Raw genomic sequence first — 24,930 nt, 5'->3', positions numbered from 1 at the left:
AGCAGGCGAGGTGTGCGCTGGAGCTTCGATCAGGCGGAAATCGTGCTCTGCGACGCGGCGCGCGCGCAGCGTGCACGCCGCGCGCGGCATGTCGGCAGCGCGGACGCCCTGGCTCGCCTCAGCGCGAGCAGCGCGAGCATCGCGAGCAGCGCGCGCGCCGCCGCGGCCCCGCTGGCGTCGCCGACGACCGGGCCGTGCGCGCACGAGAGCCAGCGCTCGTCGAGCGGCCGGCGCGAAGGCAAGCGCTCCGCGGGGTCCGACGCCGTGGCCCACCAGGGCGGGTCGTAGTCGCCGACGTCGGCGGCGCGCCTCGCCTCGGTGACGAGCCAGTCGCGATGGGCGATGAGCCCACCATAGATGGGGTCGGCGCAGCCCGCCGGCCCGCGCGACGTCACGCCGATGATCCGCCCCGCGACGTCGAGCGCCGGTCCGCCCGAGTCGCCGCTGCAGATGCCGTTCTCTCCGCGCCACTCGCCTCCTGTGACGCGCTCCTGCGTTCCGCACCCGTACCCGACGCACTCGACGTGGAGACCATCGCGGCGCCTGCGGACGCCGCCGCCGCGCGATCTGCCCTCCGTGTCGCCGAAGCCCACCGCCGAGTAGACCTCGCTCTCCTCGGGCGGCCGATCGAGGCGGGGCGCGAGCGGCGTGACCTCGCTGCCGCCGAGCGGGGAGGACAGCACGACGAGCGCGACGTCGCGCCCGCAGACGGCGTTGCCGTCGGGCGGGCTGATCACGGCGCGCGCGCCGATCCACGGCGTGTCCGCGGCCCACAAGGCCCCGCCGAGCGTGGCGTAGACCTGCGAGGCATCGACCGGCTCCCCGAACGTCGCCGTCTTGCAGGCGATGAGCTTGGGAGCTTCCGCGATGCAGTGCTGCGCGGTGAGCACCAGGTTGGGCGCGATCACGGTGCTCGAGCAGGTCCGCGCGACGCGCCCTCGGCGATCGGTGATGAGGAGCCCGGCGACCGCGCGATCTCCAGCGTCTAGGTACCCTCCCTTGATCTCCAGCGCGGCCTCGGCCGCGTCCTCCTCGTGCAGGTCCGCTTCGTCCGCGTCTCCAGCGCAGCCGGCCAGCGCGGCGGCGAGGAGGCAGCCAGCTCGGGTACACCATGCGGTGCTGTTCCGGCACACGGCCAGCCGCCTTTGCACGGCACCTGCCAGCCTGGGCTGTGCACCGCCGCGCGCCCCGAGGAAGGAGAGGATTGCTTCCGGGGAAGCTCACGCGCCGGCGGAGCCACCCGCTGCGCTGTGGTGTGGGATGCGGTCAGCGCGCCGATCGGGCTCATGTACAACCGAGCGCCCGACCCTGTCGTCAACCGAGCGCAAGGCGCTGGAGCCCGAGGCGCGGGCGAGGAGGCGGCGCGGGCGCGGGGCCTGGCGCGCCGGGGGCGCCTCCCTCGCGCTGCTATCCCGCGCGTCCGTTCTCGACGTCGCCGCGCTGCGAGCGCTCGTTTTTCACGCCAGCGCCGGAGCTCTCCAGGCGGCGCCGGAGCGTCAGCCGACCACGATGTTCACGATCTTCCCTGCGACGTAGATGAACTTCTTCAGCTGCTTGCCCGCGGCGAGGGTGGCCACGGTCTCCAGGCCGAGCGCGGCGGCTCGCGCCTCCTCCTCCGATGCCGCCTTCGCCAGCATCACGCGACCGCGGACCTTGCCGTTCACCTGCACCGGGATTTCCAGGACGTCGTCGACGCAGAAGGCCTCGTCGTAGGTGGGCCACGGCTCGTAGCTGAGCGAACGCTCGTGGCCGGTGAGCCGCCACAGCTCCTCCGCGAGGTGCGGCGCGAAGGGGGAGACGAGGAGGATCAGCCGCAGGACCGCCTCGCGCGGCGGCGAAGGCAGCGAGCTCAGGTGGTTCACGAAGACCATCATCGCGGAGATGGCGGTGTTGAACGCCATCCCCTCGATGTCACCGGTCACCTTCTTGATCGTCCTGTGGAGCTGCCGGCTCGTCGCGTCGTCCATCGCGTCCGAGAGCGGTCGCGTGCACGTCGCGAACACGCGGTCCCGGAACCGGACCACCCCCTGGATCTGCCCTGATTGCCAGGGCTTCACCGCCTCGAGCGGGCCCATGAACATCTCGTACATCCGCAGCACGTCGGCGCCGTGGACCCGCACGATGTCGTCGGGGTTGATCACGTTGCCCCGCGACTTCGACATCTTCTCGTTGTCCTCGCCCAGGATCATCCCCTGATGGACGAGCTTCGCGAAGGGCTCGGGGTGCTTCACATGGCCGAGGTCGTAGAGCACCTTGTGCCAGAAGCGCGCGTAGAGGAGGTGCAGCACGCCGTGCTCCGCGCCGCCGACGTAGAGGTCGACGGGCATCCACGCGTCGTACGCGGCCTCCGAGAACGGCTCCGCGTCGTTCTGCGGATCGAGGAAGCGAAGGTAGTACCAGCACGAGCCCGCCCACTGCGGCATCGTGTTCGTCTCGCGCGCGTACCACTTGCCGTCCCGCTGAAAGAAGCGCCAGTCGACGGCGCGCGCCAGCGGGCCCGCAGGGTCGTCGCCAGGGCGGAAGTCGGCGAGCGGCGGCAGCTCGATCGGGAGGCTGGCCTCGTCGACCGCGATCGGCTGATCGTAGCGGATCGTGTGCGCGGCGCCCTTCCTGGGATCGCCGTCTGGATCGGCGAGCTCGACGGGGAAGTAGATGGGGATCGGCTCGCCCCAGTAGCGCTGGCGGGAGAAGACCCAGTCGCGCAGCTTGTAGTTCACCTCGCGCTTGCCTCGCCCGAGCGCCTCGAGGCGCGCGATGACCGCGCGCTTGCACTCCTCCGTCGCGAGCCCGTCGAACTCGCCGCTCCGGACCGCGACGCCCGGGTCGACGTAGGCGGCCTCGAGCTGGTCGCGCAGGGTGCCGTCGGGGCTCACGACCTCGACGATGGGCAGCCCGTAGGTGCGGGCAAACGAGAAGTCGCGCTCGTCGTGCCCTGGCACCGCCATCACGGCGCCGGTGCCGTAGCCGCCGAGCACGTAGTCGGCGACCCAGATCGGCACCTCCACGCCCGTGATGGGGTGGACGGCGACGAGGCCGGTGTCGACGCCGGTCTTCTCCCTCGCCGCCGCGGCGAGCCGCTCGCGATCGCTCTTGCCCGCCGCGGCCGCGACGTACGCGCGCACCGCCTCGCGGCGCGCCTCGGACGCGCCGCTCTCCGCGCTCGTGAGCCATGTCGTGAGCGGGTGCTCGGGCGCGAGCACGACGTAGGTGACGCCCATCAGCGTGTCGGGGCGGGTCGTGAACACGCTCAGCGCGCCCTTGCCCCATCCCTTGACCTCGAACGTGATGAGCGCCCCCTCCGATCGGCCGATCCAGGCGCGCTGCATCGCCACCGTCCCTTCAGGCCAGTCGAGGAGGCGGAGATCCTCCGCCAGGCGGTCGGCGTAGGCGGTGATGCGGAGCATCCATTGCCTGAGCGGCGTCCGGTAGACCGGGTGCGAGCCGCGCTCGCTCTTGCCGTCGATCACCTCCTCGTTCGCAAGGACGGTCCCGAGCGCCGGGCACCAGTTGACGCTCACCTCGTCCTGGTACGCGAGCCCCTTCTTGAAGAGCTGGAGGAAGATCCACTGCGTCCAGCGCACGTAGCGCGGATCGGTCGTGGAGAGCTCTCGCGACCAGTCGTAGCTGAAGCCCAGCATCTTGAGCTGGCGCTTGAAGGTCGCGATGTTCCGCGCCGTCGTGTCGGCCGGGTGCGTGCCGGTCTCGAGGGCGTGCTGCTCCGCCGGCAGCCCGAAGGCGTCCCAGCCCATGACGTGCAGCACGTCGATCCCGCGCATGCGGAAGTAGCGGGACATGATGTCGGTCGCCGTGTACCCCTCGGGGTGGCCGACGTGCAGCCCCGACCCCGACGGATAGGGGAACATGTCGAGCACGTAGCGCTTCGCGCGGGCCGGGTCCGCGCTGCGGACGGCGCGGAAGGTCTCGCCTTCCTCCCACGCGCGCTGCCAGCGCGGCTCGACGGCGGCATGATCGTAGCGCGCGGGCTCACGCGGCTCGTTGGGAGAAGGTTCGGTGGAGGCGCGGGGGTCCATCGTCTCGGCGGCCATATCGCGACGTGCCATAGCACTGTGCTGCCGCGGTCGACAGCCGCCCCGCGGCGGCAGACGCCCGCGCCCCGGCGGGAGCGCCACGCCCGTCCACGGGGCGCCGCGGCCATGTCGAGAGTTCCCGACAAGCGTGGACAGCGCCTCGGTCCGAGCTCTGCCGTCGGAGACGCCCGCGCCCGAGAGGGCTGACCTCGCGCGCCGCCTCGCGCTCTGGAACCACCCGCGCGCCGGAGCGTCGTGCGCGCCCCCTGCGCGCCGCGGCGCTGGCGAAAGCGCGCGCCTGGTGAGCGCCTCGGTGGCGGGACGAGCTCGCTCTTCATCGCGCCGACCCGAGGAGCGCACCCCCGGCGTCGCACTCCTGCGTCCGCGACGGGCGGTGTCGTCACGGCGCGGCGCTGCGTGGCGCCAGCGCCGACGAGCGGCAGCGCCTCGCGGGGCGGGGCGACGCGTCAGAAGGATGGCCGCACGCCGAGACTTGGGGGTAGATTGAGAGCGCTGTTCCGCTTCAGTGTGAGGCGGAGGGGTCGCGTGGGCGGTCCCTCCGAGGCGCGCGGATGACCGACAAACACGTTCCATGGGGAGCCCCCGAGAGTGAGAGGACGGCGCAGCCAGGCCGGCCGCTCCCGTCGGCGCACGGCTCGGGGATCCCTTTCCGGCCGCTGCCCGTGCCGCCGCTGATGGCGCCCGGCGCCCTGCGCCCGCTCTCCGCACAGTACGCGCTGAGCCCTCATCTTCAGCAGCAGAGCCCGCCCGCGTTCTCAGGGCCGATGCCGTCGGCGCCCGCGTTTTCGGCGCCGGCGTCATCGGCGCCCGCGTTCTCGGGCGCCATGCCGGCGCCGGCGTTCTCAGGGCCAGCTCCCGCCGGGTACACCCAGCCGCCCACGGCGAGCGTCTCGGCGCGCGGAGGGACCCTTCCGCCCGGGATCGTCTCGCAGCAGGACGTGCTCTCGGCCAGCGGCGTCTTTTCTCCGAGCGCGCTCCCGTTCATCTCGGCGCCGCCGCAGTCGGATCCGGTGCCTCCGAGCCAGCCGGCCTTCCAGCCGGCGCCGATCACGGACCGGATGGGCGCGAGCGCGACGCAGCCGCCTGCGCCGCCGGCGGCGCCGCCCGGGTTCGCGAGCCCCGGCTTCGGTGCGGCCGCGCCCGCAGTATCAGAGGCCGCGCGCGCGCCGATGCCCTCGCTGCACGCCGGCCAGCCGCCTGCGCCGGCAGCGCCGCCCGGGTTCGGGAGCCCTGGCCTCGGTGCGGCCGCGCCCGGCGCGCCAGAGGCCGCGCGCGCGCCGATGCCATCACCTCACGCCGGCCAGCCGCCTGCGCCGGCGGCGCCGTCCGGGTTCGGGAGCCCTGGCTTCGGCGCGGCCGCGCCCGCGGTATCAGAGGCCGCGCGCACGCCGATGCCCTCGCTGCATGCGGGGATGCCGGCTCAGGCCGGGCCGCCACCGGCCGCTGCGCCCGCGCCGGCGATGAGCGCAGCTCCCGGCGCGGCGGCGCACGGCGCGCCCCAGGCGGCCGGCGGGTGGGACGGAGCGGCCGAGAGCCCGTGGGCCACCACGTCGGCGCGCCTCGAGATGCCGGTGCTCCCGTCGACCTTCGTCCAGGAGCGCCCGGAACCGCAGAAGCCACCCGCCGCCGGTGCGCCGCGGCGGCGGGAGGGCGGCAGGACGCTCATCATCGTGCTCAGCGTGATCCTGGCGGTGGCGTTGCTGGCGCTCATCGGGATCACGCTGTGGCAGAGCATGGGCGGCGGAGGACCGATCGCGATCGACTACAAGGAGCCGCCGCCCACGGCCGCCGAGGCATCGCCAGAGCCCACGGTGAGCGTGACGGCGGCCCCCAGCGCGCCCGCCGCGCCCCGCCCAGCCGCGCGGCCACGGCCGAAGAGCGACGACATCTACGACGAGGTCGACAAGGAAAAGACCCGGCGCTGAGGCGGCGCGACGCCGCACGGACGGGGCGCGCCGCAGGCGATTCGTTGGCCCCGCGCCCCGTTCCGTGCTGGTGATCGCCCGCGATGGCGACGCCGATCCCGCACAACCTTGCCCCCTTCTCCCTCGACGAGCTGGCGCGCGCGACCGGCGGGCGCGTGCTGAGGAGCGGGCCGGACGCGCGGGGCGTCTCGACCGACAGCCGGACGATCGCGCCAGGAGCGGCGTTCGTCGCGCTCTCCGGCGAGAGCTTCGATGGCCACAGGTTCCTCGACGCCGCCGCGCAGCGCGGGGCGGCCGCGTTCATCGTCTCGCGGGAGGTTGCCCTGCCGCCCGGAGGAGGCGCGGTGCTCGTGAAGGACGGCCTCGCGGCGCTCGGGGCGCTGGCCAGAGCGCACCGCGAGCGATGGCGGGCGGGCGCCCACCCCGACGGGCCGCGGGCGATCATCGCGATCGGTGGATCGGCCGGCAAGACGACGACGACGCGGACCATCGCGGCGCTGCTCGCGGGGGTGGGCCGCGGCGAGGTGCACGCGACGGCGGGCAACCTGAACAACGCCATCGGGCTGCCGATGACGCTGCTCGGGCTCGAGGACCGCCATCGCTTCGCGGTCGTCGAGATCGGCACGAACCAGCGCGGCGAGGTCGCGGCCCTCGCGCGGATCGCGGGGCCGGACCTCGCCGTGCTGACGTCCATCGGCGTCGAGCACACCGAGGGGCTCGGCACGCTGGAAGACGTCGCCGCCGAGGAAGGTGATCTGCTCGCCGCCTTGCCGGCCGCGGGCGTGGCCCTCGGCAACGGCGACGACGCGAAGGTGGTCGAGCAGCTCGAGCGCGCCGGCGCCGCGCGGCGGATCACGTACGGCTTCGGGGAGCGCGCGCGGATCCGGATCGCGGGGAGGCGGCCGGTCGGGGTGCGCGGCACCTCGGTGCGGATCGAGCGCGGAGGCGAAGCGCTGGAGCTCGTCGTCCCGCTGCTCGGCGAGGCGGGGGCGCTGGCGGCGGCCGCGGCCGTCGCCGTGGTGGAAGAGGCGGTCGGCGAGCGGCTCTCGACCGAGCGAGCGGCGCGCGCCGCCGCAGGGCTCGCGCCGCCTGGTGATGGACGCCTGTCCGTCCGCGAGCTGCCGGACGGCACCGTGGTCATCGACGACAGCTACAACGCCAACCCGCTGTCGATGCGATCGTCCCTCAGGACGGCCGCCGAGGTCGCCGAGGCGCTCGGGAAGCGGCTGGTCCTGCTGCTCGGCGAGATGCGCGAGCTCGGCGCGCTCGCGGCGGCGGAGCACGACGCGCTCGGCGAGCAGGTCGGCGCCGCGCGCCCCGCCGCGCTCATCGCCGTCGGCGGCGAGGCGGCGCGGATCGCGCGCGCCGCCGAGGCTGCCGGCGTGCGGGCGTGGTTCGCCGTGGACGCGGACGCCGCGGCGGCCCGAGCGCAGGAGATCGTCGAGCGCGGCGATCTGGTGCTCGTGAAGGGCTCGCGCGGGATCAGGATGGAGCGGATCGTGGAAGCCCTCGTCGCCGGCGCGGGGCGCCGCGCCGGCCCGTCGCCCTCGCCGTGAGCGCGCGCCCGCCTGTCGAGCGCGCTCGCCTCCCGGCGCGACGGGCCGCGGTCACGCGCCGAGCGTAGCCCGCGCCTCGGCGACGGACAGGCTGAGCAAGCGCTTCGCCTCCTCGTTGCTGCAGAAGGAGCGCGTGACCATGCGATCGACGTACAGCGTGCCGCGGAGGTGATCGACCTCGTGCTGGAGGATCCGCGCGGGCCAGCCCGTCGCTTCCCACCGGACCTCCTTGCCGTCCTCGTCCACGCCGCTCACCTCGACCGACAGATCTCGCTCGACCAGCGCCATGTAACCCGGGACGCTCAGGCAGCCCTCGAAGAACGTCGCCCGCCCCGCGCCTGCCACGTCCGGGAGCGACGGCGCGAGGACCCTCAGCGTCGGGTTGATGATCACCCTGAGCGGGAAGGGCACGCGGCCGCGCTCGGCGCGCTGGCCCGGCGAGAGGCGGGACATGAGCTCCTCGCTGTCTTCGAGCACGATCACCTGCTGGTCGACGCCGATCTGCGGCGCCGCGAGCCCCACGCCGGGCGCCTTGCGCATGACGGAGACCATCGTCGAGACGAGGTGCTTGAGCCGCTTCGTCCCGATCTGCTCGGGCGGGACGGGCGCGGCGGGCTTCCGCAGGACGGCTCTGCCTGCGAGGACGATCGGGGGGAGCTCCATGCTGCCGGGATGATTCGGCGCCCTTGCGAGCGCAAGCGTTGTGAGCTCGGGAGCATGGACCGCGTGGGGGCCTCGCGGCGAGGCGGGCGTGAGGGTGGATGTCCTCGCGGCGAGGCGGGCGTGAGAGTAGAGGAGCGGCGCCGGGCACGGCCCGGCGTTTCCATGGCAGCACCTCTTCCGCCTCCGTCGGCTCGCGCGGGCGCCCCCCGCCGGCCGCTCCGCCTCGTCGTCGTCGCCGCCCTCGCGGCGCTGACGCTCGCCGCCTTCGCCGCCGTGACGCTGCGGCTACAGCTCGAGCCGAACATCGCCTCGCTCCTGCCGGAGCGCGGCGACGCCGCGGCGCTTCGCCGGTACGTGCGCGGGTTCGGGGGCGGCGACCTCGGCGTCGTGATGGTCAAGGGCGACGACCCCGACGAGAACGCGGCCGTGGCCGCGGAGATCGCGCGGGCCCTCGCGGCGCGCCCGACCGTGCAGCGCGCCGCCGATCGGATCGACGTCTCGCGCTCGCTCGATCCGTGGGTCGCGTTCCGGCACGCGGACGCGCGCGTGCGAGAGCGCCTCGCCGCCGCGCTCTCGCCCGAGGGGATGCGGGAGCGCCTCGCCGAGACGCGCGCCATGCTGCTCGCGCCGGGCGGCGGCGCCGCGGCGGAGACGATCGCGGCCGACCCGCTGCGCCTCTCGCAGCTCGTCTTCGAGTCCGCGGACATCGGATCCGGGGTGCGCACGCAGGCCGACGGCGCCTTCGCCACGGACGACGGCAAGGTGCACCTCGTCCTGGTGCAGCCGGCGGGGCAGGCGCTCCGCGGCGCCGACGCGCGGGCGTTCGTCGCGGACGCGAACGCCGTCCTCGGTCCGATCCGCGCGGCGCACCCCGGGCTCACGCTCGGGCTCACCGGCGGGCACGCCATCGCCGCGGCGACCGAGGCGATGCTCACGCGCGATCTCGCGATCTCGGGGTCGCTCTCGATGCTGCTCGCCTCCGTCGTCTTCGCGCTGCTCTTCCGCCGCCTGCGCGCCCTCGCCGCGGTGATGCCGCCGCTCGTGCTCGGGACCCTCTGGACCGCGGGGCTCGCCACGGCGCTCCCGGGCGGGCTCAGCGCGATCGCCGTCGCCTTCATGTCGGTGGTCGTCGGCGTCGGCGTCGACACCGGCGTCCACGTCTACGCCGCGCTGCTCGAGGCGCGGCGCGAGGGCCTCGATCCGGAGGCGGCCGCGCGCGCGGCGAGGGCGCGGACCTCCCGCGCGGTGCTCATCGCCGCCGTCACCGCGGGGGCGGCGTTCGGGGCGCTCGCGCTGTCGGACATCAACGCGCTCCGGCAGCTCGGGCTCCTGTGCGCCGCGGGCGAGGTCCTGACGGCGATCGCCATCGTCCTCGTGACGCCGGCCGTGGGCGCGTGGCTCGAGCGGGGGACCCCGCCGACCGAGGCGCCCGCGCGCTGGACCGACGTCCTCTACCGGCTCACCCGTACGCGGGGCCGCGCGCTCGCGCTCGCGGGGCTCGCGGCGCTCCCCATCGCGGCGGTCGCCCTCGGCGCCTCGCCGCCGCTCGCGGAGGCCATCGTCGCGATCAGGCCGGCCGAGCTCGAGCCCCTCAAGGTACAGCAGGAGATCTTCGACGCGTTCGGCGGGCGGCGAGGGCAATGGGTGGTGCTCCTCGCGGACGGCGACCAGGAGCGCGCCCGCGCGCGCGGCGACCGGATCGCGGAGCGCCTCGCCTCGATGAAGGCCGACGTGGAGGCCGTCGACGCGCTCACCGCGCTCGCCCCCGCCGCCCCGACGCAGGCCGAGCGCTTCGCCGCGCGCGACGCGCTCGACCTGCCCGCCAAGGCCGACGAGCTCGCGCGCGCGCTCCGCGACACGGGCTTCGCGCCCGAGCGCTTCTCGGCGGTGCTCGACGGGATGCGCGCGCCGCCCCGGCAGGAGGTGGCGCTCTCCGATCTCGAGCGCGGCCCCGCGTCCATCCTGCTCTCGCGCTACCTCGGGGCGGACGGGGGCGAGGCGCTCGTCGCGCTGTACGTGCGGCCCCGCGAGACCGGCTCGGTCGCGCAGATCGAGCGCGCGATCCGCGAGGAGGATCCTGGCGCCATGCTCACCGGCTACAGCCGGCTCGAGGCGTCGCTGCGCGAGACGCTCGCGCACGACATGCCGAGGATCGGGCTCGTCGCGGGCGCGCTCGTGCTGCTGGCGCTCTCCGCTTCCCTCCGCAGCGCGCGCGACATCGCGCTGGCGGCGCTCGTCGTCGCCTCGGAGATCTCCCTCGTCCTCCTGCTGATCCGGGTGCTCGGCATCCCCCTGCACGCGTACGACGCGCTCGTCATCCCGGTGCTGCTCGGGATCACGGTGGACGAGGGCATGTTCCTGCTCCACCGCGCCCGCGACATCGAGGCGGCGGGCGGCGGCGACGCCGTGATCCGCGAGACGCTGCGCCGCGAGGGGCCGGCGATCGCCGCCACGGCGCTGACCACGGCCGCGGGCTTCTCCGCGCTCGCGTTCTGCGGCTTCGACGGCCTCCGCGACCTGGGCCGGGTCGGAGCGCTGGGCAGCGCGGTCGGCCTCGTCGTCGCGCTCCTCGTGGTGCCGGCGGGGCTGCGGCTCTGGCCCCGGGCCCACGGACGCGCATAACATGTCGCCGTTGTCGTCCCGGGGCCTCCTCCTTGTCGCTCTCCTCGCGCTCGCGCGTCCCGCCGCGGCGCAGCCCTCTCCTCCGCCCGTTGCGTCGCCGCCTCCTGCGTCGCCGGCGCCGAGGCCGCCGCGCTCGGCCGTGGCCCGCGCCGTCGACGCGCTCGTGCGCTCGCTCGACGCCGTGGACGGCCGCGCGCTCGTGGCCGCCGCGCCGCTGGTCTCCGACGCGCCCGCGCCGCGCGGCGCCCAGCTCGTGGCCACGCTCGCCGCCCACGTCGCCGGCAAGCTCGGCGCCGGCGTGCGCGCGCAGAAGGACCCGATCCCGCTGCCGCTCGCGCGCGAGGCGGCGCGCGACGACGCGGCGCTCGTCCACCTCGTCGTCGAGATCGCGGCGGGGAAGCTGCGCGTCACCGCGGACGTGTACCCGGTGCCGCGCACCGTCTGGGCGCGCATCCGCGACCCGGAGCCGGGGCCCATCGCCCACGCCTACGCCGAGGCGCCCCTCGACGCGGAGATCCGCAGCTTCCTCGCGCCGATCCCGCTCGTCGCCGCCAGGGTCGACCGCGCGAAGAACTTCGAGGGCGACGTGGTCGCGCTCGCGTGCGGCGATCTCGACGCCGACGGGGCGCTCGAGCTCCTGAGCGTGAGCCGCCGGCGCGTGACGACGCTCCGCCTCCGCGGCGGCCGGGTCGTCCCGCTCGCGTCGCGCCCGTGGCCGGACGTGGTCGCCGTGCACCCGGCGCCGCTCCGTGAGCCGCTCGCGTTCGCCACGCTCGTCGAGCGCGCGAGGGACGGCGAGCGCCTGCCGCCGTTCGCCGACGTCGGGCTCACCGACCGCGCGCGCAGCGTCCGCTTCGACGGCGAGCTGAAGGCGCTCGCCGAGCTGCCGGGGCTGGCGATCCCGGACGCGGGCGGCTCGGCCTGCACGACGGCGTGGGGGCCGCTCCTCACGGGCCCGCTCGGCCCGTGCGCCCCGGCCGATCCCCCGCCGGCGACCGCGTCGCTCTCCGGCCGGTACGACGCGCTCGCGTCGGCGCAGCTCCTGTCCGCGCAGGGCGAGCCCTTCGCGGTCTGGGCGACGCGCGAGCGCGGCGCGGTCGAGCTCCGGGACAGCGCCGGCCGCCGCAAGGTCGTGGGCAGCGCCGGGGCGCAGCTCGCGGTCGGCGATCTCGATCAGGATGGAGAGCCCGAGCTGCTCGCCAGCCTCGACGTCCTCGATCCGCTCGAGGATGCCGTCGTCGTCTGGTCGTGGCGGCGCCGGGAGGGCGGCCCGGCCCGCGCGGCGCCCGAGGAGATCCTGCGCTTGCCGGCGCCGGCGGGGGTGCGCGCCCTCGCGGTCTGTCCGCCCGACGGGGCCGGGCGCGCCCCGTTCGCCGTCGCGACGGCGGACGAGATCTGGGTGGTGCGGTGAGCCTCCCGCGCCGCGCCTTCCTCGGCGGCGCCGGCGCGCTGCTCGGCGCCGCCGCCCTCCCGGAGGCCGCGCGCGCGATGGGGCGCACCCCGCTCGGCGGCCGCCTCTCGATGCACCTCCCGTGGCCGACGGGCTCGCTCGATCCGCACGAGCTGAGCGATCCCGCCGCGGCGCTGTTCGCGCCGGCGATCGCCGACAGCCTCTACGGGCTCGATGCGTCCGGGAACCCGTACCCGACGCTCTCGTCCGCGCTGCCGTCGCGCGAGGCGGATGGCGCGGTCGTGCGCCTCCGCGAGGGGCTGCGCACCGCGCGCCTGCTCAAGCTCGACGGCCGCGACATCGTGAGCTCCGTCGAGCGTGCCCGCGCTCGCGGCGCCGCCGCGGCGCTCGCCGACATCCCGAGGCCCGAGCGGCACCCGAGGGATCCGCTCGCCGCGGTGTTCCCGCGCGCGGATCCCGCCCGCGTCGCCCGCGCGCTCGCGTCGCCGATGGTCGCGCTCCTGCCGCGCAGCTTCGACCCCGCGGCGCCGGATGGCACCGGCGCGTTCCGGGCCGACGTCGGCCCGGGGCAGATCACGCTGACGCGCAACGACGTCGCCGCGCGCGGCGCCGCCTTCCTCGACGCGATCGAGGTGATCCGCTCCGAGGACCTGACGACGTCGCTGCGCGCGTTCGAGACCGAGCGCGACGACCTGGGCTGGCTCGGCGCCGGCCTCCACACGAACCGCCGCGGCGCCGTCCGCTTCGATCTGGGCGTCGCCGGGTGGATCGTGCTCACGACGGGCCCCGACGCCGGGCTCTTCGGTCAGCCTGGCGTCGCGCAGCGGCTGGTCGACGCGCTGCCGCCCGAGCGCCTCGCGCACCTCGGCCTCGTCGGTCTCCCGAGGGCGCACGGCGATCCCGCGTGGGGAGGGCCCCCGGCGTCGCTGCTCGTGGACGAGTCTGCGGCGCACCTCGTCGAGGTCGCCGAGGCGGTCGCGCCGATCCTCTCGCGGCCTGGGCACGAGGTCACCGCGGAGCCGGTGGCGCGGGCGGAGCTCGGGCGCCGCCGCGCCCGCGGGAAGGCGACGCTCGCGATCGAGCTGGTGCGCCCGCTCGGCCCGGGGCCCCTCGGCGCGCTGCTCGCCCTCGCGACCGCCGACGATCGCGGCCGCGCCCTCGACCTCGCCCGTCACCCGCCCCGCCTCGCGCCCGGCGCCGCCCCCCGCTCGCTCACCGCGACGCTCCGCCTCGGCGTGATCGCCGAGGTCCGGATCGCGGGCGGCGTGCTGCCGGACGTCGCGCTCGCGCGCGCCGCCAGCGGCGAGGGCTGGGATCTCGGCGCCACCTTCCGCCGCCCAGCGAGGCGCTGATGTGTGCCTACCTCCGCGCGGAAGCGAGCGCGACCGCGCGGCGGCTGTTCGGGACGTCCGGGCGAGGGTCGCGGCGATGGGGGCCGCTTCGAGTGCTTGCGCGGTGGGGACATTTGGTTACTATCGGCTGGTCACGAACGTCACTGGCACTCGACACGACGCTTCTCTTCTCGGGGATCGCGGATTGATCGCGGACTGGACGACGCAACGTGTGGCGCACCGGGGGCTCCTCCCCAGCGCCGCCCCCCCTCGATCCCCCACGGCTCCATCGGGGCGGCAGGGCACTGTTCGGCACCGAAGCTGACGCATCTCGCAGAGCCGTGAAGTGAATCAGTGTCATGGGTACTCGCCTCTACGTTGGTAATCTCCCCTTCTCCGCCACCAAGGCCTCCGTGCAGGCCGCGTTCGCTCAGAGCGGCGAGGTGACGGATGTACACATCGTGACCGACCGCGAGAGTGGGCAGTCGCGTGGCTTCGGGTTCGTCACAATGGGCACGCCTGAGCAGGCCCAGCAGGCGATCGAGAACATGAACGGCGCCATGATGGACGGCCGTCCGCTTCGCGTGAACGAGGCGGAGGAGCGGGTCCAGCGTGGTGGTGGCGGCGGCGGCGGCTACGGCGGCGGCGGCGGCGGCGGTTACGGCGGCGGCGGCGGCGGTGGTGGCCGCGGCGGCCGTGGCGGTGGCGGCGGCGGTTACGGCGGCGGCGGCGGCGGTGGTGGCGGCCGCGGCGGCCGTGGCGGTCGCGGCGGCGATCGGTACTAGCCGAGCTAGGCCGACGTTCCAGCGGCGGCGCCTCTCCCCAGAGGCGCCGCCGTTTTCGTTTGTGCGCTGCCCTGTGCGGCGACCGCCGTCACGCGCGCCGAGGCCCCGGTCGATCCTCCGTCGATGCCGGCGCTCAGCAGGCCGGCCCAGATAGCGACGCCGGGCGGAGCGTTGCGGAGGTCCGAGGTGCCCATCCCGCGCGTGCGGCAGGGCGCCCCCCGGCGATCGAGAAGCGGCAATGACCGAGCTCCGCGCTTCCGGGGCGCGGAGCTTGCTCCTTTGCCTGGCGGGCGTCAGAGAGCGGCACGCTGAACGCCCCTCGCGCTCGGGGCGGGCTGCTCACAGCCGATGCCTCCTTCCATCCCTTCAGAGCACAGGCCGTCGCCGCGGGCGATCTCGCTTTACTATTTCGGTATCTTCGCCGTCCTCGGCGTGTACCTGCCGCTGTTCCCGAGCTGGCTGGAGGCGCGGGGGATGCAGGGGCTCGCGATGGGGGCGATCGCGGCGACGCTCCCTGCGATGGGCCTCGTCGCGCCGCCGGTGTTCGGCTTGATCGCCGACTCGCTCGGCGTGCGGGTGTGGTTGATCCGGGCGGCCTGCGCCGGCGCCTTCGTCGTTTTCGCGCTGCTCGCGCTGTCGTCAGCGCTCGACGTGTCGCTCGGCTTCGGCGGCCTCTTCGTCGCGGCGCTCGCGTTCGCTTTCTTTCGATCGCCGATGTTCATGATGGCCGACGTCGTCGCGGTGGAGGCGTCGGCGCGCTCCGGCATCGCCTACGGCCGGCTCAGGCTCTGGGGCTCGATCAGCTTCGCGCTGATGGCGATCGCCAGCGGAGCCCTCGTCGATCCGGCGCGACCTGTCGCGTTCCCCGCGACGATCGCTGCCTCCCTGCTGATCGCGTTCGCCATCTCGTGGGCCCTCCCGGCGCGCGGCGAGGCGCCCTTCCGTCGGTCTGGCCTGCGCGACGGAGCGGCCGACGCCGCCGGCGCTGCGCGCGCTCCGGCGGCCGGAGGCTCCCGCGCTCCGGCGGCCGGAGGCTCCGTGCGGCAGCGCGCCCGTACGCTCCTCCAGAGCCACGATTTCCGCCTGTTCCTCGCGGCATCGTTCCTGGCCCAGAGCGCCACCTCTTCGTACGATCTCTGTTACACGCTGCACCTCCGCGACATCGGTTTCCCCGAGTCGCTGGTGGGGGTCGCGTGGGCCGTCGGTGTCGCCGGCGAGATCGCGCTCATGGCGTTCTCCGGCCCCCTTCTCAAGCGGTTCGCTCCGCCCACGGTGCTCGCGTTCGCCTTCGCGGGCGCCTCGCTCCGCTGGGCGCTGCTCTCGTATGTGCGCTTCTGGCCCGCCCTGCTGGCCATCCAGCCGCTCCACGCGGTCTCGTTCGGCATGATGTGGGTCGCCTCGCTCGCCTACACGCGGGATCGATCTCCGCCCGAGATCCTCGCCACGGCGCAGGGGCTCTTTTCGGCGAGCGCTGGCGCCGGATCCGTCGTCGGGATGCTCGTGTGGGGTGAGCTCTACAAGCGCGGGGGCGGCGCCCTCACTTTTGGGGTCGCCTCGATCACGGCGTTGATAGCATTCGTCCTGGCTGTGACCTTCGCGCGATCCACGCGGCCAACGCGACCGACGCGGCGTTCACCGTCAGGGGGCTCAATTTTCTCTGTCAGCTCCCGGTGCCAGGAGTAACGTTCCATTTTCCGCCGCACGCGTAGGCGCGCGCGGGCACTACCTGAACGAGGCGAGCATGTGCGGGATCGTCGGATACGTTGGGTCAAAAAAGGCGGCGCCGATCATCGTCGAAGGGCTACGGAAGCTCGAGTATCGAGGCTACGACTCGGCCGGCATCGCCATTCATGACGGCAAGGGCATCGAGATCGTCCGGACGCTCGGCAAGCTGATCAAGCTCAGCGAGGCGCTCGAGAAGCGGACCCTCGACGGCACGACCGGCATCGGCCACACGCGGTGGGCGACGCACGGCCGCCCGAGCGAGGTGAACGCCCACCCGCACTCCGCGGGCCCGGTGGCCGTCGTGCACAACGGCATCATCGAGAACCACGTGGCGGTCCGGCAGCAGCTGGAGGGCCAGGGGGTCAAGTTCCTCTCCGACACGGACACCGAGATCGTCGCTCACCTCGTCCACCGCGAGCTCCAGAAGGGCGCGAAGTCGCTCTTCGAGGCCGTGCGCGGCGCGCTCCGGCAGGTCCACGGCGCCTACGCGATCGCGGTCCTCTCGCGCGATGAGCCCGACGTCATCGTCGCCGCCCGGTACGGCTCGCCGCTCGTCGTCGGCGCTGGCGAGAACGAGATGCTGTGCGGCAGCGACATCCCCGCGCTGCTCGCGCACACCCGCGACATGATCTTCCTCGAGGACGGCGACATCGTCGAGCTGCGCGCGAGCGGCGTCCGCATCGAGACCGTGACCGGCGGCGAGAAGGTCGAGCGCCGCGTGAAGCGCATCGACTGGAGCCCTGTCCAGGCGGAGCGCGGCGGCTACAAGCACTTCATGCTGAAGGAGATCCACGAGCAGCCCGACGTCGTCGAGGCCACGCTGCGCGGCAGGATCGATCTCGCCGCCGGCGACGTGCACGCGACCGAGATGGGGGTCACGCCCGAGTTCGCGAAGGAGCTGCGCCGGGTCTACATCGTCGCGTGCGGCACGAGCCACCACGCCGGCATCGCCGGGCGCTACTGGATCGAGCAGCTCGCCAGGGTCCCCACGGTCGTCGAGCTCGCGAGCGAGGTCCGCTACCGCGAGCCGATCTTCTTCCCCGACGATCTCGTGATCGCCATCAGCCAGTCGGGCGAGACCGCCGACACGATCGCGGCGCTCAAGGCGGCGAAGGCGCAGGGCGCCAAGGTGCTGGCGCTCTGCAACGTGCTCGACAGCGCGATCCCGCGCCTCTCCGACGGCGCGCTCTACACGCACGCCGGCCCCGAGATCGGCGTCGCCTCGACCAAGGCCTTCACCACGCAGCTCGCCGCGCTGCTCCTGCTCGCCGTCTACCTCGGCCGCCGCCGCGACTCGCTGCCGGCGGAGCGCGGGCGCGAGATCCTCCAGGCCCTCTGGGAGATCCCGAGCCACATGCGCGAGGTGCTCGGCGACGCCGACTACGTGCACGCGATCGCGAAGCGCCTCGTCCACGCGAAGGACGTCCTGTTCCTCGGGCGCGGCCTCGGCTTCCCCATCGCGCTCGAGGGCGCGCTCAAGCTGAAGGAGATCTCGTACGCGCACGCCGAGGGCTACGCGGCCGGCGAGATGAAGCACGGGCCGATCGCCCTCATCGACGAGGCGCTCCCCGTCATCGTCGTCTGCCCGCGCGACGCGCACTACGACAAGACGTTCTCCAACCTGCAGGAGGTCCGCGCGCGCGAGGGGCAGGTCGTCGCGATCGCCACGAAGGGCGACGAGTCGATCCTCGAGATCGCTCAGCACCACGTCTGGATCCCCAAGGTGCCGGACGAGGTCGGGCCGCTCCTTACCGTGCTCCCGCTCCAGCTCATCGCCTATTACGTCGCCAACCTGAAGGGCAACGACGTCGATCAGCCGCGCAACCTCGCGAAGACGGTCACCGTCGAGTAACGAGCAACGTCGCTCTCGCCGCGGGGCATCCCCGCCGCGGCGAGCGGCCTCCTCTGCCGCGCGCAGCGCTCCTCGGCGGTGCGCGCCCCTCCTCCTTCAGCTCGGGCGCTCCACCGCCGCGCCTGCGCGCCCGCGCGGGGCCGCGGCTATGCTGCGCGCATGCGCATCCCCGGCAGGACGGAGCGGCGGGTCGTCGCGGCCATCCTCGTGACCGCCCTGATCCCGCTCGTCGCCAGCATCGTGGTCGCCAGGACGGTGATCGCGCGGGTGTCGGCCACGGCGTTCCAGCCCGAGTTCGGCGTCCACCTGGACAGCGCGCTCGGCGTGTACGCCGAGCTGGCCGCCGCCATCAAGCAGGGCATGCGCTCCGAGGCCGACGCGCTCGTCGCGGCGGACCCGCTGCGCGAGGCCGCCTTCACCGGCGACGCGCAGCGCCTCGACGCCGAGCTGGCGCGCATCATCGCGGCTCACCCCGCGCTGGTCTCCCTCCGCGTCGAGCGCTGCGGCGATCTCGTCGGAGCGCGCGAGCGCGGCCGCCCGGTGGATCCGGCGCACGAGAAGACGCTCACGGTCCGGAAGGCGATCGCGCGCGCGCCCGGCCACGCCGCCGAGCCCGGCGATCGCGCGCCCGACGACGGCGGCTGCGACGGCGACGCGCGGACCCTCGTCGCGACGTTCGCCGCGCCGAGCGCGCGCTTCGACGAGCTCGACGCGGCGCAGGCGTTCGCGCAGGCGTACCACGCCCTCGAGCGGGAGCACCGGAAGGAGTACCTCGACGAGAGCTACGGCGACGCCTTCGCCGCCCTGCTCGGCGCGACGATCCTCCTCGCGATCCTCGCCGGCGTGCTCGTGGCGCGCCCCGTGGTCGACCGCATCGCGCGGCTCGCCGCGGCGACCCGGCCCGTCGCGGAGGGCGACCTCTCGGTGCGCGTGGGGCTGCAGGGCGACGACGAGGTCGCCGATCTCGGCCGCGCCTTCGATCGCATGCTCGAGGAGCTCGAGGGCAGCCGCGCGCGGATCGAGTTCCTCAAGCGCATGGGCGAGTGGCAGAAGATGGCGCGGCACCTCGCGCACGAGATCAAGAACCCGCTGACCCCGATCCAGCTCGCCGTCGAGGAGTGCCACCGGCGCTATGCGGGCAGCGACCCGGCGTACCAGCGCTTGCTCCAGACGACGCTGGAGGTCGTCGAGGAGGAGGTCGGCACCTTGCGCCGCCTCGTCGGCGAGTTCTCCAATTTCGCGCGGCTCCCGCGGGCAGAGCTCGAGCCCTCGGATCTCGCGGAGTTCCTGCGCGAGCAGGGCGAGCGCTTCGCCGCGATCGAGGAGGCGGGGCGCGAGCACGCCTCGGACGAGGCGCTGCTCGGGCGCGTCGATCTCGAGTTCGACGTGCCGGATGTCCCGATGCCGGCCGCGCTCGATCGCGAGATGCTCCGGCGCGCCCTCGGCAACATCGTGCGCAACGCGGCGCAGGCGCTGCGCGACGCGCAGCGAGCGGCGCCCGGCGGAGGAGCCCGAGAGCGCCCGGGCCCCGCCGTGTGGGGCAGCGTTCGCGTCTCGGCGCGGAGCGAGGGGCAGAGCCACCTCATCGCGATCGACGACGACGGCCCGGGCATCGATCCCGCCGTGCGGGACTCGGTGTTCGATCCGTACGTCACGACGCGGTACGACGGCACGGGGCTCGGCCTGAGCATCGTGAAGAAGATCGTGGTCGATCACGGCGGCACCATCGACGTGCTCGAGTCTCCGCTCGGAGGCGCGCGCTTCGTCATCCGGCTCCCGCGCGCAGGCACGCCGGCGGCGCGCGCCGCGCTCGGGGCCGAGGCCTTCTCCGACGGCGATCGCGCGCCTGCCTCCGAGGGCGCCGCTCCGACGCGGCCAGCCGCTCGCGGAGGACAGGCGCCGCGCGGGGCGGGGTAGGGCCGCGCTCGCCGGTGCGGCGCCGCGGATCCTCGCGGATCCTGCAGCGCCAGAGAGCCGCATGCTGGACGACGAGCGCTGCCCGGGAGCGCGCTCCGGGCTGCTGGCGGGGGGCCTCGGCGCTGAAAGCGCACCTCCGGACCGGTCGGTTGTCAGGAGATGCTTGACCAGCCGGCCCCGCTTTGCCATGTTCGCCGGCGGAGAGGTGACCGAGAGGCCGAAGGTGCCTGATTCGAAATCAGGTGTACCCGCAAGGGTACCGCGGGTTCGAATCCCGCTCTCTCCGCTACGCTTGGCTGCTTGCCCCCGCTGAAGCAGGTGGGCTCTGACCGCCCGCTCTCTCGCGAGCGGCGCCGGTCCGGCAGAAGCGGGGCGCGTTGAAGTTGTATCGGGAGAGGTGACCGAGTGGTCGAAGGTGCACGACTGGAAATCGTGTGTACGGCAACGTACCGCGGGTTCGAATCCCGCCCTCTCCGCTGAGCTGAACCGTCGATCGACTCCTTGCCGTGATGATGAGCTCCTTCAAGCGAGCCAGCGGGACGTCGGCGACCGATGTGACGTGAACGACGAGCGACGAGGCGGATCGGCTGGTCGCTCGACCGCTGCGTCCGCTCGTCGCGGTGTTGCCTGGCGCGGCGTTCAAGGGGGAGCTTTGGCTCGTTCGCCGTCGATGCGGCCAAGGCGCTGCCTGGGTTCAACGCCTTGGCGAGCTGGATGATCGGGCAAATAAGAGAAATATTGGAGCCCGAGACAAGCCAGCGGTGTGAGGCGGGACGGACGGGACCGGCGGCTTGTCGACAAACCCCGCTTGACCAACCCTCGCCGGACGATGAGGATGCTCCCGCAGAAGCCTCAGACGCTTGACAGGCGAAGGGCCGCCTTGTAGAAGTGGCGCCCCTTTTTGGCAGGCGCACTTCCGGAGTTTTTCGCCCAATGAATCCTCAGCCCAAGTCCTTTTCCGCCAAGCCTGCGGAGGCCCGCAACGAGCGTACGTGGTGGGTGATCGACGCGGAAGGCAAGCCCCTCGGCCGCCTTGCCAGCCGCATCGCCACGGTGCTCCGCGGCAAGAACAAGCCCACGTTCACGCCGCACGTCGACACCGGCGACTTCGTGATCGTCGTGAACGCCAAGAAGGTCCTTCTGACGGGCCGCAAGCTCCAGCAGAAGAACTACGTGCGGCACAGCGGCGAGCCGGGCGGCTTCCGTTCCGAGTCGTACGGTCACCTGCTCGAGCGCAAGCCGGAGCTCCCGATCCAGAAGGCCGTGAAGGGCATGCTCCCGAAGAACGTGCTCGGGCGCGAGCTCCTCACCAAGCTCAAGGTCTACGCCGGTCCCGATCACCCCCACGCGGCGCAGAAGCCGCAGCCCCTTAGCTACAGCTGAGCAAAGCCATGACGGAAACGAGAACGTACGCCACTGGTAAGCGTAAGACCGCCGTTGCGCGCGTCTTCCTCTCGCCGGGCACCGGCAACATCAAGGTGAACCAGAGGCCCGCTGACGATTACTTCGTCCGCGAGACCTCGCGCATGGTGATGCGTCAATCGCTGGAGCTGCTCGAGCTGCTCGAGCAGTTCGACGTGAACGCGACCGTGGTCGGCGGCGGCCACAGCGCGCAGGCCGAGGCGATGCGGCACGGCATCGCGCGCGCCCTCTGCGAGCTCGATCCGGAGCGCAGGCCGTCGCTCAAGCGCGCGGGCTTCCTCACGCGCGACGCGCGCAAGAAGGAGCGCAAGAAGTACGGCCAGCCCGGCGCCCGCAAGCGCTTCCAGTACTCGAAGCGGTAGCAGGCCTGGGCCGCCGCCCATCGAGATGGACGGCATGGCAAGGACATCGAGGACGCGAGGGTTTTCCCCTCCGCGTCCTCGGTGCGTTTTGTCTGCCCGATGCCGCGAAGGCGCCGAGGACGGGACAGCTTGTCCCTCGGCGTCTGTTCTCATCGAGCGGACCTCTCGGTCCGGTCGGCGTCCTCTGGCTTCATCGAGCGGACCTCTCGGCCCGCTCGGCGTCACATCGCTTCCGGCGGGCTCTTGAGATCGGCGCCTTCGATGAGCTCGCCCTCGTCGTCCCCGGCGCCTTCCGGCGGCTGCGCTTCTTGCTCGTTCGGTCCGCTCGGTCCGACGTCCGGTGCCGCGGCGGCCGCTGCGGCCGGGGCCTCGCTGCCGGTGGCCGCGGGCGGCGGCGAGGGAGGCTCTGCCGCCTCCGGCTTCGCCGGTTCGGGCGGCGGTTCGGGCAGCGGAATGGCGTCGAGCCGCTTGTCGAGCGCTTCCTTCGTCGCGGCGAACGCCGCGCGATCGATGCCGGGCATCACGCGCTCTCCATCGAGCTGGAGCGTCTCGGCATCGAAGTACTTGCCGTCCCTCTTGGCGCTGAAGTGAAGGTGAGGGCCCGTCGAGCGGCCCGTCGATCCGACGTAGCCGACGAGCTGGTGGGTACCCACCTTCATGCCGGCCTTGATGCCGGGGGCATACCTCGACAGGTGTGCATAGCCGGTGGTGACCCCGTTCGCGTGCGTCACCGTGACGAGGTTGCCGCTCGGGCCCGCCGGACCGACCCAGTCGACAACGCCGCGATACGCCGAGTACACCGGCGTTCCCATCGGCGCGCCGAAGTCCGTCCCGTTGTGGGGCATCTTCTTCTTCAGCACCGGGTGCATCCGCTGCGGGTTGAACCTCGACGTCACGGGCGCGCCCGGGACCGGCGCGCGCCAGCCGCCGGCGTGCGGCTGCCGGCCGCGCTCATCGAACGTGCCGCGGGCCTCTTGCCCCTTGAAGTCGTAGATGCGCACCGGCTTCTCCGCGGGATCCGCGGGCCGGTACTCGAGCGCGATGACCTTCTTGTACCGGGAGAACATCCCGAGCGCCGTCTCCTCGACGGCGATCAGCCGGACCGTGCTCCCCTCCTCGAAGCTCTCCGTCGAGAGGCGCCCGTTCAGCGCCTCGTCGATCACGTCGAGCACGCCGGGCTCCAGGCCCCCCGCCCGGATCGCGTTGGCGAGATCCTTCCCCACGTAGAAGGAGGCGACGACCTCCTCCTCGGCGATCTTCATGTCGAGCGTGGCGCCCGTGAGCAGCCCGGCCGCGTTGTCCCTCGCTTGGTAGATCTCGCTCGCCGAGACCTCGTACTCGAAGGCGCGGACGCGGCGCGTGGAGCGATCCATCGCGACCGTGAACCGGTCCTTGCGGCCGCACTTGTCGAACTTCCGCAGCCCGTCGAAGGCCTTCATGATCCGGTAGATCTGAGCCTTCGGTACGCCCTTCTCGTCGAGGGCCGCGATGAACGACCGGCGCTCCATCACGTCGCTCACCAGGAGCACGGAAGGATCCTTCCCGAGCTCGGAGATCCGCCATGGGCCGGGCAGCGGGGTGCGCTGCTTTGTCTTCACCTCGGGCATGGCGGAGGGCCTGGCGGCCTCGTCCGTACCTGCTGCCGAGGTCGCCGGGCTCGCCGCCACCAGCGCGCGCTCGTCGCGCACCGGGACGCCCTGGATCAGCAGCGCGATGAGCGAGGTGAGCGTCGCGAGGCCGAAGATGCCGCCGAAGACCGCGGTCATGCGCGGCGACAGGTGCGGTCCTGGAGGGGGCCGGCTGAGGCCGGGAGGAAGCCGCGGGCCGTCCGTCGAACCGGGGCCCGCGTGGGGGCCGCCGTCCATGAGCGACGGCGACCGCAGGGGCTGCACGCGCGGATCGCTGCCGCGCGACCAGGGCGCCGATGCGCGCCCGCGAGAAGAAGGAGGAGGGAGCTGCGGCGGCCACGTCGACGACGCCGCGCGCGCGCGCAGCTCGCTGCTGCGCGACCAGGGAGCGGCCGGAGCGCCCTCGCCCCGGCGACTGCCCTGCAGCGGCGCGGTCAGCGGCGGCGAGGCCGGTCTGCTGGGGGCGTCGTCCGCGACGTCCTCGGCCGCGCCGATGCGCACGATCTCTGCGCGCGGCGCGTCCTGCGGGACCGCTGCGCCGGGCTCCACGCGCGGCGCGGGCGCGTCTTGAGGGACAGCGGCGCCAGGCTCCGCCGCGCTGCCGGCCTCTCCGCTCCGCTCCCTGGCGCGGTCCTCGGCGTCCGGCGCTCCGGAGGCCTCGAGCGGGTTCTGGGGTACTGCACTCGGCACGCCGACGTGCGTACCAAGGCATCGACGGGGTTGCAACCGCGCGACTCCCTGGCCGACGCAAGCGTTGCGCGGAAGGCGGATCCCATCGTACGCCGGTCGCGTAAGCTGACGGGCCTGATGGACGACCGGCTGAAGCAACTTCTGGTTCTCGGCAGGGAGCACTACGAGCGGCGCGAGTACGATCTCGCGGAGCACGCCCTGCGGCAGATCATCGAGAAAACCGACCGCTTCGCGGACGTCTACAACATGCTCGGCGTCATTCTCCACGAACGCGGTGATTTCCTCGCGGCCGAGGCCCACTTCGAGCGCGCGGTGCAGCTCAACGAGCACTACACCGAAGCGCTGCTGAACCTCGCCGTCACCTACAACGACCTCGGCAAATACGAGGCCGCGCGGCATGTCTACTCTCGCATCCGCCGCGGCGAGGGGGGAGTTGGCGTCCTCGACCCGTTCGCGCGCGGCAAGATCGCCAACATGCACGCCGATCTCGCGCAGGCCTACGCCGACGCCGGTTGCGCGCAGGAGGCGATCGCCGAGCTCACGCGGGCTGTGGCGCTGTGTCCGACGTTCGTGGATCTTCAGCTGCGCCTCGGGACGATGTACCGCGACGCCGGGAATCTGGCGCTCGCTCGCGAGCATTACGCCGCCGCGCGCGACGCGAACCCGAAGTACGCACCAGCGCGCGTGCTGCTCGGGGTCGCGCTGCTCTCCCTTGGCGAGCCCGATCAGGCGAGCGCCGAGTGGCGCGAGGCGCTCGCGATCGATCCCGACAACAGGACGGCGAAGATGTACCTTCGCACGCTGGAGGCGCGGCGGAGCGGGCGCGCCGGGGGCGCTGCGTCAGGCGAGCCGGCGCCGCCCGTCGCGGCGGGCGGTACGTGGGACGCGCTCGACGAGGCGACACCCACGACCGTGAGCGACATCCTCTCCAAGACGACGGCCGATGCAGCAGGTGAGGCGGATCGTGCTGCACGGGAAAGCAAACCCTGAAC

General features: G+C 73.6%; 16 protein-coding genes and 2 tRNA genes. 14 read left to right on the top strand and 4 right to left on the bottom strand.

From position 1 onward, the window contains the following. Window positions 1–29 precede the first annotated feature (29 nt). Together WME95_RS40315 and leuS are read right to left on the bottom strand one after the other, a co-directional pair. The gene (locus tag WME95_RS40315; RefSeq protein WP_437904583.1) at window positions 30–1,133 is read right to left on the bottom strand and encodes a trypsin-like serine protease; all 1,104 of its coding nucleotides are present in this window, start codon (window positions 1,131–1,133) and stop codon (window positions 30–32) included. Window positions 1,134–1,496: 363 nt separating this feature from the next. Next, window positions 1,497–4,061 carry a leucine--tRNA ligase gene (gene leuS, locus WME95_RS40310; RefSeq protein WP_437904582.1) on the bottom strand — a complete coding sequence of 855 codons (2,565 nt, stop codon included), beginning with the start codon at window positions 4,059–4,061 and terminating at the stop codon, window positions 1,497–1,499. Between the two features lie 539 nt (window positions 4,062–4,600). On the opposite strand from leuS, the gene WME95_RS40305 reads away from it, so the two are divergent. Next, complete coding sequence (locus WME95_RS40305; RefSeq protein ID WP_437904581.1) at window positions 4,601–5,974, top strand: hypothetical protein; 1,374 nt, start codon at window positions 4,601–4,603, stop codon at window positions 5,972–5,974. Window positions 5,975–6,057: 83 nt separating this feature from the next. Continuing rightward, a complete protein-coding gene (locus tag WME95_RS40300) occupies window positions 6,058–7,530 on the top strand; it encodes a UDP-N-acetylmuramoyl-tripeptide--D-alanyl-D-alanine ligase (RefSeq protein ID WP_437904580.1) in 1,473 nt (490 codons plus the stop codon). 51 nt (window positions 7,531–7,581) lie between these two features. Here the strand turns inward: WME95_RS40300 and WME95_RS40295 are convergent, their stop codons facing one another. Next, window positions 7,582–8,193, bottom strand: coding sequence for a peptide deformylase (locus WME95_RS40295; RefSeq protein ID WP_437904579.1), 612 nt, complete (start codon window positions 8,191–8,193; stop codon window positions 7,582–7,584). A gap of 162 nt (window positions 8,194–8,355) precedes the next feature. Between WME95_RS40295 and WME95_RS40290 the strand changes: the two genes are divergently transcribed. From WME95_RS40290 to rpsI, 11 genes are all read left to right on the top strand, one after another. Further along, window positions 8,356–10,815 (top strand): MMPL family transporter, encoded by a 2,460-nt coding sequence (locus tag WME95_RS40290; RefSeq protein ID WP_437904578.1) that lies wholly within the window; start codon window positions 8,356–8,358, stop codon window positions 10,813–10,815. A 1-nt stretch (window position 10,816) separates the two neighbouring features. Then, window positions 10,817–12,226: a hypothetical protein gene (locus tag WME95_RS40285; RefSeq protein ID WP_437904577.1), complete on the top strand. Its 1,410-nt coding sequence runs from the start codon at window positions 10,817–10,819 to the stop codon at window positions 12,224–12,226. Further along, the gene (locus WME95_RS40280) at window positions 12,223–13,578 is read left to right on the top strand and encodes a hypothetical protein (protein ID WP_437904576.1); all 1,356 of its coding nucleotides are present in this window, start codon (window positions 12,223–12,225) and stop codon (window positions 13,576–13,578) included. The genes WME95_RS40285 and WME95_RS40280 overlap by 4 nt, the downstream gene beginning before the upstream one ends. A 338-nt stretch (window positions 13,579–13,916) precedes the next feature. Then, the gene (locus WME95_RS40275) at window positions 13,917–14,342 is read left to right on the top strand and encodes an RNA recognition motif domain-containing protein (protein WP_437904575.1); all 426 of its coding nucleotides are present in this window, start codon (window positions 13,917–13,919) and stop codon (window positions 14,340–14,342) included. 348 nt (window positions 14,343–14,690) lie between these two features. Further along, a complete protein-coding gene (locus WME95_RS40270; protein WP_437904574.1) occupies window positions 14,691–16,025 on the top strand; it encodes an MFS transporter in 1,335 nt (444 codons plus the stop codon). A gap of 58 nt (window positions 16,026–16,083) precedes the next feature. Continuing rightward, window positions 16,084–17,919, top strand: a complete 1,836-nt coding sequence (gene glmS / locus WME95_RS40265) for a glutamine--fructose-6-phosphate transaminase (isomerizing) (RefSeq protein WP_437545367.1) — start codon at window positions 16,084–16,086, stop codon at window positions 17,917–17,919. 159 nt (window positions 17,920–18,078) lie between these two features. Next, on the top strand, window positions 18,079–19,836 hold the full coding sequence (locus WME95_RS40260) for a sensor histidine kinase (RefSeq protein ID WP_437904573.1): 1,758 nt from the start codon (window positions 18,079–18,081) through the stop codon (window positions 19,834–19,836). A 199-nt stretch (window positions 19,837–20,035) separates the two neighbouring features. Beyond that, window positions 20,036–20,122 (top strand) — tRNA-Ser (locus tag WME95_RS40255). Window positions 20,123–20,227: 105 nt separating this feature from the next. Next, window positions 20,228–20,312, top strand: a tRNA-Ser gene (locus WME95_RS40250). 457 nt (window positions 20,313–20,769) lie between these two features. Continuing rightward, entirely contained in the window at window positions 20,770–21,219 is a 450-nt protein-coding gene (gene rplM / locus WME95_RS40245; protein WP_012240013.1) for a 50S ribosomal protein L13, read from the top strand. Between the two features lie 8 nt (window positions 21,220–21,227). Next, complete coding sequence (rpsI, locus tag WME95_RS40240; RefSeq protein WP_437711475.1) at window positions 21,228–21,620, top strand: 30S ribosomal protein S9; 393 nt, start codon at window positions 21,228–21,230, stop codon at window positions 21,618–21,620. A gap of 221 nt (window positions 21,621–21,841) precedes the next feature. On the opposite strand, the gene WME95_RS40235 is transcribed toward rpsI, so the two are convergent. Further along, the gene (locus WME95_RS40235) at window positions 21,842–23,938 is read right to left on the bottom strand and encodes a peptidoglycan DD-metalloendopeptidase family protein (protein ID WP_437904572.1); all 2,097 of its coding nucleotides are present in this window, start codon (window positions 23,936–23,938) and stop codon (window positions 21,842–21,844) included. Window positions 23,939–24,055: 117 nt separating this feature from the next. Between WME95_RS40235 and WME95_RS40230 the strand changes: the two genes are divergently transcribed. Continuing rightward, window positions 24,056–24,928 carry a tetratricopeptide repeat protein gene (locus WME95_RS40230; protein ID WP_437904571.1) on the top strand — a complete coding sequence of 291 codons (873 nt, stop codon included), beginning with the start codon at window positions 24,056–24,058 and terminating at the stop codon, window positions 24,926–24,928. Window positions 24,929–24,930: the final 2 nt, after the last annotated feature.

The sequence above is a fragment of the Sorangium sp. So ce327 genome (genome assembly GCF_051530205.1).
GTDB lineage: Bacteria > Myxococcota_A > Polyangia > Polyangiales > Polyangiaceae > Sorangium > Sorangium cellulosum_B.
Note: the sequence above shows the minus strand (reverse complement) of the source record. Positions and strands in the feature narration are given on the sequence as shown.